Here is a 12,310-nt window from a genome sequence, read left to right on the forward strand (position 1 = left end):
GGAAGATGGGTAACGCTCTGGCTTAGGGCGGAGCGTTATTTTGGTGGAAAAATGAGATGTTCTGAGATATAATTATTGTGTTAAGTATATTTATGAAACATTGTATAACACACATAAGATTTAATGCTGAGAAATTACAAATTTGTCATTGTTGAAAATAGATTTTCACATTAACGAGAAAGGGTGACGAAATGGAAAAAATACAAGTAGTGCTAGCTTCTCCATCGGATTTGGCTGATGAACGTCAAATGATTAAAGACTTAGTGAATTCATTAAATCCATTATATATGAAAAATGGAATATGTATTGATTTAAGAATGTGGGAAAACAGTACACCTGGAATGAATGCTGATGGACCGCAAGGTTTAATTGATATGGATTTAGAAATTACCAATGCAGATTTATTTATTTGTATGTATTGGAAAAAAATAGGTACAAAGTTAGCTAACGAAGATGTTGCAGGTACAGAGCATGAACTTAATTTGGCATTGGATAGTTATCATAAACGTAGAAAACCTGATATTAAAACTTTTTTTAAGGTGATTGATGAATCTGAAAAAAATGATGATACAAGGAAAATTTCTGCAATATCAAAGAAACTACAACCTTTAGGTTTATATACACCATTCAAAGATATAAGTGAACTAAAAGATAATGTAAGTAAAATCTTACAAGCTGAAGTAATGAATTTGATTCGTAAGCAAGGGCAAGTTATGCCTGAAATACATAAATATATTGAAATTTCAGACACAAATGAATTTATCAGTAATTTTTCATCTAATAATAAATTAGTTTTAAATAAAGGTTATTATGATATGTTGGATTTTGAAAGGGAAAATACAGATAATATTTTTAAAGAAGAAGTATTTGACGGAAATCAACTTGTGGTATCCAACATATCAAATGTTACTGTTGTGGGGGATAATTCGACATTGCTTGTTAATCCGAGATATGCAAATGTGATTTGTTTTCGTAAGTGCTCTAATATAAAATTGATTGGATTAACACTAGGCCATACGCCTCGAAAGGGAAGTTGTATGGGATCTGTCTTGCGGTTTGAGAATTGCAACAACATACAATTAGATTCGTTAGAATTATTTGGATGTGGAACATACGGAATTGAATTAGAAAACTGCACTAATATTCGAACCAATGGGATTAAAATTTTTGAGTGCTCTTATGGAGCATTAAGTATAATAAATTCAAATTTAGAATTTTCAAATAGCATGATATATGATTGCAATAAAACTGTAGGTTGTATTATTGAAGCTACAAATAGTCAATTAGATTTTAATAATGTATCGATTTTTAATAATTATATAGATAACTATCTGATTTCTTTGGAATCTTCTAGTTTGTTTTGCAGTGGTGTTTGTGTGTATTCTAATTCATTTGCTGGCTTATGTAATCAAGCGATTCCATTTGGATTATTTGAAGAAAATAATGTAATTCAAAGAGGGGAAGAGTTTAATATCACAATTTCTTCTTCAAAAAAAACTACAAGAGATGTATATGAAGAAATTAAAGAATTTGTTTGTATATATGGGAAAATAGAAGAATCTGTTTTTGATGATGGACAAATCTATATAAATGTTATAACGTCTAGATTTGAGAATATTTCCCAAATAGAAAGCTTTATAGAGGGGTATGATAATCTGGCAACGGCATGCGGTTAATTACGATTCCTTAGTAGTAACCCATTCCCTTTTACTACTAATTTTACTACTAACAAATAGTAACAACATGCTCAATTCTGCTCTGTTTTGCCACAATCTGTAATTTCAGAGCATTTTACCATACCCCCCATAACTCCTTGCAAAACAGGGCATTCCGGGGCAAAAGAAGGAGAAATAAAACTATGATTAAAGTGCTTTTCATCTGCCACGGCAATATCTGCAGATCAACCATGGCCGAGAGTGTTTTTACGCACAAGGTAAAAATGCTCGGCCTTTCAGATCAGTTTTTGATCGACAGTTTTGCAACAAGTACAGAGGAGATTGGGAATCCACCTCACAGAGGAACAGTGAACAAGCTGCGAGAAGTGGGAATACCACTGGTTCCGCACAGAGCGAAGCAGATTACGTGGGCGGATTATGAAAAATCCGATTATATTATTGGTATGGATTCTGCTAATATGCGTAATCTTAACAGGATGCTGAAGAATGACCCGGAAGAGAAGCTTTATAAGTTTCTGACTTTTGCCGGATCAGGACGGGATATTGCGGATCCTTGGTATACAGGAAATTTTGACAAAACTTATGAGGATATACAGGAAGGTTGTGAGGGATTTCTGGATTATCTGGAGAAACATGGAGAAATCCATTACTGATATTTCGGAATGAGACACAAATCTGAAACAATACAAAAGGTATGACAGCAAAAGGCAGCGGAAGCTGCTTTTTCTGTCGATGAAAACTTCTTTACAAATCTGAAAACTTCTATTATACTTGTCCATACAGCAGGCAACTCAAATTCAGCAGAGAAATCTGCTCTCTGCAATTCTACAGTGGAAGTTCTTTCCACAGAAATATCTAATCATGTTATCAGATCAGAATCATTTTGTGCGTCGTTGTGAGAGCGCACAGGATTTTGTCAGGACATTCGTCCGCTTTGTTTCACAGAAAGGAAATTAAATATGGAAAAAAGTTATGAAACTTTTGTCACGGACCTGAGAAAGCTTCTTCTTGCGGCTATGGACCTGAAGGAAGAAGAAATTTATTTTTCAAACGATGGAGAAAAATATGGCTGTTTGGGAGATAGGCTATTTGTAGAGAGTGGTCATATGGAAAAGGCAAAAACAGTCTGCGGGTTGCATACAGAAGAACTTTATAAAAGGTACTGTCAGGAACATTCTTTTGAAAATATCGTTCATGATTGTGTTAGGGAGATAAAAAAAGTCAGTGAAAATTGTGTGCTATGTGATTTGGACGATCTGAAAGATTATGAGAAGATAAAAAGCAGACTTTTTATTCGACTTCTGAATGCAGATAAAAACAGGACTATACTGAAGGAGTTGGTTCATCACAAAATCGGAGATATTGCTTTAGTGGTTTATTATCTTGCAGGAGAAAAAGAGGGATATGTTCTGAGTGCAAAGATCAAGAAAAGCTTTGTGGAGAAATGGGGAAAAGATGCGGATACTGTTTTCGAAGCTGCTCTAATAAATACATATTTTATCAGTCCACCAAGAATCTATCATTGGGAAAAAATGCTGTTTGATAAGACATATGAAGGAGATAATTTCATGGATATCCTTGGAACATACCATCCAAATAAAGGGATTGCCGGGAATTGCCTGAGTACAGAAAAGCGTACTAATGGAGCGGCAGCAATCTTTTTGCCCGGGGTAGCCAGACGTCTTTCTGAACTTCTGGGGACAGACCTGTATCTGGTTTTTACCAGTGTTCATGAAGTAATGGTCCATAATGCGGATGTGGTTTATCCGGAAGATTTGAAAGAAGTTCTAAGTGATACGCTCGAGAAAGCAACTCCGGAAGAGGATTATCTGACATCTTCCATTTATCGATACAGCAGAAGGAGTGGTGAATTCTCTGTGGAATTGAAATGAGCTAAAGAGAGGTGACATATGGAAGTGCTTTGAGTTTATCGTTATTTGGGCATTAGAACAGAAATTAAGGCCGGAATCCATCATAAAGAATGAAATTCCGGCCAGGTTCTTTCCATGTGTTATGCTGTTTGTCTAACTATTATAAGAGTTCTTTTTTTGTGGTTTAGCTGAGAAGTGCGGAATCGTTGGAAAATTCTTCACCGCTGGCTTCTTCGAATTTGTCCAGGAGATCTTTGACTGTAAGCTTTTTCTTTTCTTCGCCCTGGATATCCAGAATGATCTTTCCCTCCCACATCATGATCAGACGATTGCCGTGAGTGATTGCATCACGCATGTTATGGGTGATCATCATGGTTGTCAGATGATCGCGGTTTACGATCATGTCTGTGATCTCGAGAACCTTGGCTGCAGTCTTCGGATCAAGAGCAGCAGTGTGCTCATCCAGAAGAAGAAGCTGAGGCTTCTTTAAAGTTGCCATCAGAAGTGTCAATGCCTGACGCTGGCCACCGGAGAGGAGTCCGACTTTGGAAGTGAGCCGGTCCTCAAGACCAAGACCGAGAATCTTCAGGAGTTCGTGGTATTCTTCCCGTTCCTGGCGGGTAATGCCCGGACGGAGAAGGCGGGATTTTCCGCGGCGTTTGGCAAGAGCGAGATTTTCTTCAATTCCCATAGTTGCAGCAGTTCCGGTCATAGGATCCTGGAATACACGGCCAAGATACGCGGCTCTTTTATATTCGGAAAGTTTTGTGACATCGGTTTCACCGATAATGATCTTTCCGGAATCTACAGGCCAGGCACCTGCAACTGCATTCAGCATAGTGGATTTTCCGGCGCCGTTTCCTCCGATGACTGTAACAAAATCACCTTCGTTCAGATGAAGATCCACGCCGTTTAAAGCAACCTTTTCATTGATAGTGCCCGGATTAAATGTTTTATGTATATCGATCAGTTTCAGCATGATCATTTACCTCCCTGTTTGGCTTTTGTAAAGTATTTGCCCTTCCAGTATGGGAAAGCAAGGAACAATGCAACGACGAGTGCGGAAAGCATTTTCAGAAGGTCTGTATCAATTCCCATCCAGATAACAATCTGAAGTACCAGATAATAAAGAATAGAACCAAATACAACGCTTAACAGCTTCAGTGCAAAGTTGCGGAAAATACGGCTGAAGATCGCTTCACCGATAATTACTGCAGCAAGACCGATAACGATAGAACCACGTCCCATGTTGATATCTGCAAATCCCTGGTACTGTGTGAGAAGAGCGCCGGAAAGAGCAACAAGTCCGTTGGAAAGCATCAGTCCCAGAACCTTATTGCGGTCTGTGTTGATACCCTGTGCACGGGACATGCTTGGATTACATCCGGTCGCACGCAAGGAACATCCGAGTTCAGTTCCGAAGAACCAGTAAAGGACTGCAATCAGAATGATGATCATAATTGCTACGATAAAAAGCGTATTCTGTGTCAGAGCAACACCTTTGACACGTCGAAGGGATACCAGAAGATTAAATTTATCAACATTGATCGCCTGGTTTGCTTTTCCCATGATCTTCAGGTTGATAGAATAAAGGGAAAGCTGTGTCAGGATTCCGGCAAGGATAGCCGGGATGCCCATAAAGGTATGAAAAATACCGGTGGCAAGACCGGCCAGAAGTCCGGCTCCTGTTGCAACCAGCATGGACACCCATACATTGTGTCCGCTGAGCATCATCATGATACAAACAGCGCCGCCTGTACATAAAGTTCCGTCAACGGTAAGATCCGCAATATCAAGAATGCGGAATGTAATGTACACACCGATCGCCATGATTCCCCAGATAAGCCCCTGTGCGGCAGCTCCTGGAAGTGCGGTTATTAAACTCATAATCTGCATGTTAAATTATCCTCCTCTTTTTTATGCACGAACAGCGAGAAGGGGAACTCCCTTCTCGCTGTATCAGTGTATAATAGGTTTTTTACCGATTATTCAGCTGTTTTATCTGTTTCGATTGCTTCATATCCATCCGGAATTTTAATACCAAGCTCGTCACAGATGTCTTTGTTGTATTCTTTTGTGAATTTTGGTGCATATTCAATCGGCATTTTGGAGATATCTTTACCATCCTGAAGGATGCTGACTGCCATTTCGCCGGTTTTGTATCCAAGATCATAGTAGCTGATGGAAAGTGTTGCAACACCACATGCCTGGCAGATACCTTCTTCACCAGCGATTACCGGAACCTTTGCCGGAAGACAGATGTTGTTGATGATCTCAGTATTGGATGCTACAGTATTATCTGTAGGTGCATAGATCACATCACTGTCATTGGCAGCTGTGGTAACAACGGATGAAAGATCGTTGGAATCAGAGAATGCATAATCTTCACAGGTATAACCAAGCTTCTCAAGAGCATCTTTTACTGTATCTACCTGATACTGGGAGTTTGGCTCTGCTGAGCAGTAGAGAAGTCCGACATTTTTTGCATCCGGGAAAAGCTCATGGAGCATATCGGCCTGCTCATCAAGAGGAGCAAGATCAGAAGTACCGGAAATGTTCCCGCCTACTGTTCCGTCAAAGTCATCGATTCCGAGAGCGACACCATATTCGGTAACGGCTGTTCCAAGGATCGGGATATCGGAAGTTCCGGCAGCTGCAGCCTGAAGAGATGCGGTTGCGTTTGCAAGGATCAGGTCTGCCCCTTCTGAAACAAAGCTGTTGATAATGGTAGAACAGGTATTAGAATCACCCTGTGCATTTTGCTCGTCAAATTTTACGGAATCACCCATCTTTTCAGTGATGGCATCCTCAAAACCCTTAGTTGCGGCATCCAGTGCGTCATGCTGGACCAGCTGGCAGATACCTATTGTGTAAGTCTTTTCTTCTTTGGCGCTTACTGTGGCAGCACAGGTTCCTGTTACAAGAGCTGCTGCGAGTACAGCTGTTAAAATACGCTTTTTCATATTGTTTTCCTCCTCACGATGTTGCTGCATTTTTGGATTATTTAAAAATACAACACTGATTGTGTTAATATAACACTTTAACGCTTAAAAGTCAAGAAGAATTAACGTGAAAATATGTTGAGTAAACAGATCCGGAAAACAAAATAAAGCATGAAATGAAATGCAGGCACAGGAAAAAACATACAGTCATATCATATTGTGAATGAAATTCTCAAGGAGAAAGAACATGGCATATAAAATCGTTCTGGATGCCGGACATGGTGGAGAAGATCCGGGTGCTGTTTATAAAGATCGCAAGGAAAAGGATGACAATCTGAAACTGACCCTTGCAGTAGGAAAGATCCTGGAAGAGAATGGCGTGGATGTGGTTTATACCAGGACTACAGATATTTATCAGACTCCTTTTGAAAAAGCGAAAGCTGCAAATGAAGCTGGAGCAGATTTTTTTATTTCTTTTCATCGCAACAGCAGTTCCAAGCCGGAACAATACAATGGAGTTGAAGTACTGATCTATGATAAGAAAGGCATTAAATATCAGATGGCACAGAATATCCTGGGAGCATTGGGAGAACTGGGGTTTCGGGAACTGGGCGTAAAAGAACGTCCGGGGCTGGTAGTGCTCCGGCGCACAAAAATGCCGGCACTTTTGATCGAGACCGGATTTATAAACTCGGAAAAGGATAATCAGCTTTTTGAAAAAAAATTCGAAGAGATTGCCAGAAGCATCGCAGATGCCATTCTGGGAACATTGAATGAGGAAACGGTGGAAGAGCCATTGTATTATCGGGTACAGACAGGAGCATTTCGAAATCGGGAAAATGCAGACAGGATGTTGTATCAGCTGACAGATCAGGGATTTCCGGCGTTTATCCTGAGAGAGAATGATCTTTACAAAGTTCAGGTAGGAGCATATATGCAGCTTGGAAATGCGGTCAATATGGAACAAAGGCTGAGGGACAGTGGATATAGCACAGTGATCGTTACAAAATAGAAAACAGATGATCTGTTAGTGCATCTGCCACGAAAGAGTGATATGATTAGGCAATACAGAAAGCTGGATAAGGGATACCTGTCAGATAAATATCTTTTGATCCGGGATTTAGCTGCAGATGGTAAAGAAAGGACATAGAAAATAATGTACGAAGAGTTTCTGAAACAGATAGAAGATTTCATGTTTATAGAAGATAAGCCGGAAAAAGCGGATGTGATCTTTGTTCCGGGAAACGGATATCCTCAAATGGCGGAAAAAGCAGCGGAGCTTTACAGGAATGGGTTTGCACCAAAGATCCTGCCCAGTGGAAGATACAGTATCACAGCAGGGAGATTTACAGGAGTTCTTGACAAGAAAGAATGTTATTGTGGGACATACAAAACGGAATGGGATTTTTTGAAAGATGTTCTGATGCAGAATGGTGTACCGGAAGAAGCAATTCTGAAAGAAGATCAGGCAACCTACACTTATGAGAACGCAATTTATTCCCGGCAGGTAACAGACAGAGAATACCTGGATATCAAAAAGGCGATTCTCTGCTGTAAAACCTGTCATGCAAGACGTGCGTTGATGTATTACAAGTTGCTTTATCCGGATACGGAATTCTTTGTGAGTTCCTGTTGTGTGGATTCTATAGATAAAAATACGTGGATTATGACAAATGATGGAATTGATGAGGTAATGGGGGAAATAACTAGAATAATTAAACAATTTTCATTGATGCTCAAAAAAAATTAATTTAGGGGTGTCGTAAAAAAAAGAATTGTGTTATAATGCATTTGACGAAAAAAAGAAATATCTGTTACGAAAGATTAACAAGATATTAATTTTTGGAGAAATATTGGTTCGAGCGCATGTTACATGCGTTCGATATTTTATATAACTGAATTTTTTGACAAAAGGCAAATATGAATCTTAGATTTTGAATATAGAGGTGCAGATTATTATGAAAAAGAACACAAAGATTACATTTAGCAGAAGCTTTTCAATACTGGCAGCAGCGGCATTGTCCATGACACTGATCGGAGGACAGACCTTTCCGGCATATGCGGAGAACTCTTCAGGTATAGAATCCGGTGCTGTGATCCCGGATAATATAACTATTGACAGCCCTACAGCTCTTGCTAACATTGCGCTCCCATCTAATGTGTATGGAACTCTTTCCTGGGCAGATAGTTCTTATGTTCCGGACAAACGTGTGCAATCCTGTGGGGTAGTGTTCAAACCTGCTGCAGGTGCTGACCTTTCAGGCCTTCCGGGGTGGGACAGTAATTCAGGAACACTTACAGGTTCCGTGACAGTTGTGGTCAGCAGCATTGACAGTACAGAGGAAAATTCCGGAAGTGAGGAAAGCTCCGATTCTTCTGATTCAGATTCAGGAGAATCCTATGGAACCGATGATAAAGAGGAAAATGGAACCGACGTCAATGAGAATGATGCAGATACTTCTGTAAAAGAAACAGAGGACAGCACTGCAGAGAATGAGGAGAAGAACGAAGGTCTGCAGGATGACAGTGCTCAGGAAAATAAAGAAGATCCGGAGACAACAGGAAAAACGGAGCAGTCTTCTTCAGATTCTTCAGATACAACAGATGCAGCAGATGCCAGTGGAGAGGAAAAAAGGGATCCGGAGATAACAGAAGCTCCGGAGGTAACAGCTGCACCATCTGAGGATAATAAAACTCAGGATGGGGAAGAAGCAGAAGCTGTGGAAACTCCTGCTGTAACGATAACTCCGGCGGCAGAAGATGGTATGGATCTTGATGCAGCATCTGAGAATAGAGACGATGAGAATCATGAAAAAAATAACGATGCTGAAATTACCGCGATCCCGGAAATTACGGAGACTCCTGATACTGAAGAAAACAAGGATAATATTTTTGACAGGAAAGATGATACAGAGGATAAACGCCCTCAGAATGCAGCTACCGATCTGACAGAAACAGAAAAAGAGGAAATTGCGTCTCAAAATCATACTTGTGATGGAATAACTGTATCAGGAATCGATCTTCCGTGGTATGTACAGTTTCGTGTTTCTGGTGGTGAGGACTATCAGTTTACCAATGAAGAAGATGCAACAATCTTTAAATCCTATGAGTTTGAACTCTGGGATACACAGAATAATACAGAGTATAAAATTCCGGATGGGGAGTATATCAGTGTGACTGTACCTGTAAAGGCCGGCTATACATATTCGATTGAACACCTTCTTGATAATGGCGCAATGGAGACCATCATTCCAAGCATGGATGGTGATACAATGACTTTCAGTACACATTCATTCAGCCCATTTGGCATCGCTGGAAGTAAATCTCTGGTAGGGCCAGATGCTGAAAGCAATACAGGTGCAACGGTTACACCTGCAGCTGATGCTTCATCTTCGGATACTGCATCTTCAGGTACTGCAGATTCTGCAGAAACAGACAGTACAGACACCAATACGGCAGAGACATCTCAGAATCTGACTTCAGATAGCACAGATCAGGAACAGTCTTCTTCTCAGAACAGTGATACGGCGGAGAATGAGGCTGAAGAACAGTCTTCTGCAACAACATCTAAGAAACAGGTAAATACCGGAGATAACACTCAGATCCTTCCGTTTGTGATCTTGTTTGTGGCAGCGGCAGTTGTAGCTGGTGTAGCAGTGTTTTTTAAGAAAAGAAAGAAGTAATGAATACGAATAAGAGAAAAAGCTCTCCCATATAATGACTGTGGGAGGGCTTTTTTATGAAGGGAAAAGCAATATTACGATCATTGCTGCTAGCCTATGGAGTGACAGGACTTTTTCTTCTGATACTGGCGTTTCTGCTCTTTCAGTTTGAATTTGGAGGAGGAACGGCGGCGGTGGGGATCATTATTATTTATGTAGTATCCTGCCTGGTCGGAGGTTTTATGGCGGGAAAGATCATACGGAAAGACCGATATATATGGGGGATCGTTACCGGGCTTTCCTATTATGTTCTGCTGCTTCTGGTATCTTTTCTGGCACAGGGGAAATGGGATATGACCTTTGCCCATGCGTTGACTACTTTTTTCATGTGTCTTGGTGGCGGAGCCATTGGTGGGATGCTGTCGTAAAAGCTTACAAAAAAATGCTTTGAAAATCGATGATTTTATGCTATACTAGGCGAAGAATAGAATACATAAAGGAGGATATATCATGGAACATATCAAGACATTAAATACAAAGAACCTTCAGAACACGGTTAAGAAGGGTGGATGTGGCGAATGTCAGACATCCTGTCAGTCTGCTTGCAAGACTTCCTGTACAGTAGGAAACCAGAGCTGCGAGCATAAATAAGAAGCAGCCGTTGAATGAGTGGAAAGCAGCGGGAGATCCGCTGCTTCACTTGTTTTATCTGAAAGTAACAGGTATCCAGCAAAACGCGCCGGAGGGCGCGTTTTGTCGGGTTATAAAAGAATTTTAGAAAGGATTGCGGGAAGATGAGTCTGATTCACCGTTATCAAAGTAATGGATATAATATTGTGCTGGATATCAACAGCGGCTGTATCCACCTAGTAGATGAAGTAACCTATGAGGTGCTGCCGTATCTTGAAGAAGGCATGGAAACGGCTGCCATTGCTGAGAAGCTTAGCGACCGTTTTAAGAAAGAGGATGTGGAAACCTCTGTAACTGAATGTAAGAAGCTTCAGGAACAGGGAATGCTTTTTACAAAAGATATTTATGAGAATATCATTGATGAATTTACCAAAAACCGCCAGACCGTTGTAAAGGCTCTTTGCCTTCATATTGCTCATGACTGTAATCTGGCATGCAGATATTGTTTTGCAGAAGAAGGAGAGTATCACGGAAGACGTGCGCTGATGTCTTTTGAGGTAGGAAAAAAAGCGTTGGATTTCCTGATCGCTAATTCCGGCTCCAGAAAGAATCTGGAAGTGGATTTCTTTGGCGGCGAGCCTCTTATGAACTGGCAGGTTGTAAAGGATCTTGTGAAATATGGAAGAGAACAGGAGAAACTTCATAACAAAAAATTCCGCTTCACACTGACAACCAACGGCGTTCTTTTAAATGATGAGGTGATGGAATTCTGCAATAAGGAAATGGGAAATGTTGTCTTAAGCGTGGACGGTAGAAAAGAAGTTCATGACTACATGCGCCCGTTCCGTAAGGGTGCAGGAAGCTATGATCTGATCATGCCGAAATTTGAGAAATTTGCGGAATCCAGAAATCAGGACAAGTATTATGTAAGAGGAACCTTTACTCATCATAATCTTGATTTCTCTCAGGATGTTCTGCATCTGGCAGATCTTGGCTTCAAGCAGATTTCTGTTGAGCCGGTCGTGGCAGCAGATACAGAAGAGTATGCGATCCGTGAGGAGGATATCCCACAGATCCTGGAACAGTATGATATTCTTGCAAAAGAAATGATCAAAAGAGAAAAAGAGGGAAAAGGATTCAACTTCTTCCACTTTATGATAGACCTTACCGGTGGTCCGTGTGTATACAAACGACTTTCCGGATGCGGCTCAGGAACCGAGTACCTGGCTGTTACTCCGTGGGGAGATTTTTATCCATGTCACCAGTTTGTGGGTGAGGAACAGTACCTTATGGGTAATGTAGACGAGGGAATCACAAAGCCTGAAATCGTAAAAGACTTTGGAAGATGTAACGTCTATACGAAACCGGACTGTAAAGACTGTTTTGCCAGATTCTACTGCAGCGGCGGCTGTGCGGCAAATGGTTACCATTTCGGCGGGGATATCCGGGGGAATTATAAGATCGGATGCGAACTCCAGAGGAAGCGTGTGGAGTGCGCTATCATGATAAAAGCCGCTTTGGCGGAATAA

At 40.8% G+C, this 12,310-nt stretch carries 12 protein-coding genes; 9 read left to right on the top strand and 3 right to left on the bottom strand.

Translation table 11 applies throughout. From position 1 onward, the window contains the following. Window positions 1-191: 191 nt before the first annotated feature. The 3 genes from NE638_RS07895 to NE638_RS07905 all read left to right on the top strand — a co-directional run bounded on the left by NE638_RS07895 (window position 192) and on the right by NE638_RS07905 (window position 3,568). Window positions 192-1,676, top strand: a complete 1,485-nt coding sequence (locus NE638_RS07895) for a right-handed parallel beta-helix repeat-containing protein (protein ID WP_118608493.1) — start codon at window positions 192-194, stop codon at window positions 1,674-1,676. A 182-nt stretch (window positions 1,677-1,858) separates the two neighbouring features. Next, complete coding sequence (locus NE638_RS07900; RefSeq protein WP_118608494.1) at window positions 1,859-2,329, top strand: low molecular weight protein-tyrosine-phosphatase; 471 nt, start codon at window positions 1,859-1,861, stop codon at window positions 2,327-2,329. A 306-nt stretch (window positions 2,330-2,635) separates the two neighbouring features. Beyond that, entirely contained in the window at window positions 2,636-3,568 is a 933-nt protein-coding gene (locus tag NE638_RS07905) for a DUF5688 family protein (protein WP_118608495.1), read from the top strand. 163 nt (window positions 3,569-3,731) lie between these two features. Here the strand turns inward: NE638_RS07905 and NE638_RS07910 are convergent, their stop codons facing one another. From NE638_RS07910 to NE638_RS07920, 3 genes are all read right to left on the bottom strand, one after another. After that, window positions 3,732-4,526, bottom strand: coding sequence for an ABC transporter ATP-binding protein (locus tag NE638_RS07910; protein WP_118608496.1), 795 nt, complete (start codon window positions 4,524-4,526; stop codon window positions 3,732-3,734). Between the two features lie 2 nt (window positions 4,527-4,528). Continuing rightward, window positions 4,529-5,443: an ABC transporter permease gene (locus NE638_RS07915; protein ID WP_022427133.1), complete on the bottom strand. Its 915-nt coding sequence runs from the start codon at window positions 5,441-5,443 to the stop codon at window positions 4,529-4,531. An 89-nt stretch (window positions 5,444-5,532) separates the two neighbouring features. Next, a complete protein-coding gene (locus tag NE638_RS07920) occupies window positions 5,533-6,510 on the bottom strand; it encodes an ABC transporter substrate-binding protein (RefSeq protein ID WP_044960660.1) in 978 nt (325 codons plus the stop codon). 226 nt (window positions 6,511-6,736) lie between these two features. Here NE638_RS07920 and NE638_RS07925 point away from each other — a divergent pair, with 226 nt between their 5' ends. The 6 genes from NE638_RS07925 (at window position 6,737) to scfB (ending at window position 12,310) form a co-directional block, all read left to right on the top strand. Next, window positions 6,737-7,501 (top strand): N-acetylmuramoyl-L-alanine amidase, encoded by a 765-nt coding sequence (locus NE638_RS07925; protein ID WP_044960663.1) that lies wholly within the window; start codon window positions 6,737-6,739, stop codon window positions 7,499-7,501. Window positions 7,502-7,645: 144 nt separating this feature from the next. After that, window positions 7,646-8,239, top strand: coding sequence for a YdcF family protein (locus NE638_RS07930; RefSeq protein ID WP_021650371.1), 594 nt, complete (start codon window positions 7,646-7,648; stop codon window positions 8,237-8,239). A 208-nt stretch (window positions 8,240-8,447) separates the two neighbouring features. Then, complete coding sequence (locus NE638_RS07935) at window positions 8,448-10,172, top strand: hypothetical protein (RefSeq protein ID WP_173745992.1); 1,725 nt, start codon at window positions 8,448-8,450, stop codon at window positions 10,170-10,172. Window positions 10,173-10,228: 56 nt separating this feature from the next. Next, the gene (locus tag NE638_RS07940) at window positions 10,229-10,579 is read left to right on the top strand and encodes a TIGR04086 family membrane protein (protein ID WP_021650373.1); all 351 of its coding nucleotides are present in this window, start codon (window positions 10,229-10,231) and stop codon (window positions 10,577-10,579) included. An 82-nt stretch (window positions 10,580-10,661) separates the two neighbouring features. Further along, a complete protein-coding gene (scfA, locus tag NE638_RS07945; RefSeq protein WP_015524633.1) occupies window positions 10,662-10,802 on the top strand; it encodes a six-cysteine ranthipeptide SCIFF in 141 nt (46 codons plus the stop codon). Between the two features lie 143 nt (window positions 10,803-10,945). Further along, window positions 10,946-12,310 carry a thioether cross-link-forming SCIFF peptide maturase gene (scfB, locus tag NE638_RS07950; protein WP_173745993.1) on the top strand — a complete coding sequence of 455 codons (1,365 nt, stop codon included), beginning with the start codon at window positions 10,946-10,948 and terminating at the stop codon, window positions 12,308-12,310.

It is taken from the genome of Blautia sp. MSK.18.38 (genome assembly GCF_024460535.1).
In the GTDB taxonomy this organism is placed as follows: Bacteria; Bacillota; Clostridia; order Lachnospirales; family Lachnospiraceae; genus Blautia_A; species Blautia_A fusiformis.

What these genes read in the sequence shown, in the direction of transcription:
- NE638_RS07895 (WP_118608493.1), top strand. Translation starts at nt 192, where the DNA reads ATGGAAAAAATACAAGTAGTGCTAGCTTCTCCATCGGATTTGGCTGAT.
- NE638_RS07910 (WP_118608496.1), bottom strand. Translation starts at nt 4,526, where the DNA reads ATGCTGAAACTGATCGATATACATAAAACATTTAATCCGGGCACTATC.
- NE638_RS07915 (WP_022427133.1), bottom strand. Translation starts at nt 5,443, where the DNA reads ATGCAGATTATGAGTTTAATAACCGCACTTCCAGGAGCTGCCGCACAG.
- NE638_RS07905 (WP_118608495.1), top strand. Translation starts at nt 2,636, where the DNA reads ATGGAAAAAAGTTATGAAACTTTTGTCACGGACCTGAGAAAGCTTCTT.
- scfA (WP_015524633.1), top strand. Translation starts at nt 10,662, where the DNA reads ATGGAACATATCAAGACATTAAATACAAAGAACCTTCAGAACACGGTT.
- NE638_RS07940 (WP_021650373.1), top strand. Translation starts at nt 10,229, where the DNA reads ATGAAGGGAAAAGCAATATTACGATCATTGCTGCTAGCCTATGGAGTG.
- NE638_RS07935 (WP_173745992.1), top strand. Translation starts at nt 8,448, where the DNA reads ATGAAAAAGAACACAAAGATTACATTTAGCAGAAGCTTTTCAATACTG.
- NE638_RS07900 (WP_118608494.1), top strand. Translation starts at nt 1,859, where the DNA reads ATGATTAAAGTGCTTTTCATCTGCCACGGCAATATCTGCAGATCAACC.
- NE638_RS07925 (WP_044960663.1), top strand. Translation starts at nt 6,737, where the DNA reads ATGGCATATAAAATCGTTCTGGATGCCGGACATGGTGGAGAAGATCCG.
- scfB (WP_173745993.1), top strand. Translation starts at nt 10,946, where the DNA reads ATGAGTCTGATTCACCGTTATCAAAGTAATGGATATAATATTGTGCTG.
- NE638_RS07920 (WP_044960660.1), bottom strand. Translation starts at nt 6,510, where the DNA reads ATGAAAAAGCGTATTTTAACAGCTGTACTCGCAGCAGCTCTTGTAACA.
- NE638_RS07930 (WP_021650371.1), top strand. Translation starts at nt 7,646, where the DNA reads ATGTACGAAGAGTTTCTGAAACAGATAGAAGATTTCATGTTTATAGAA.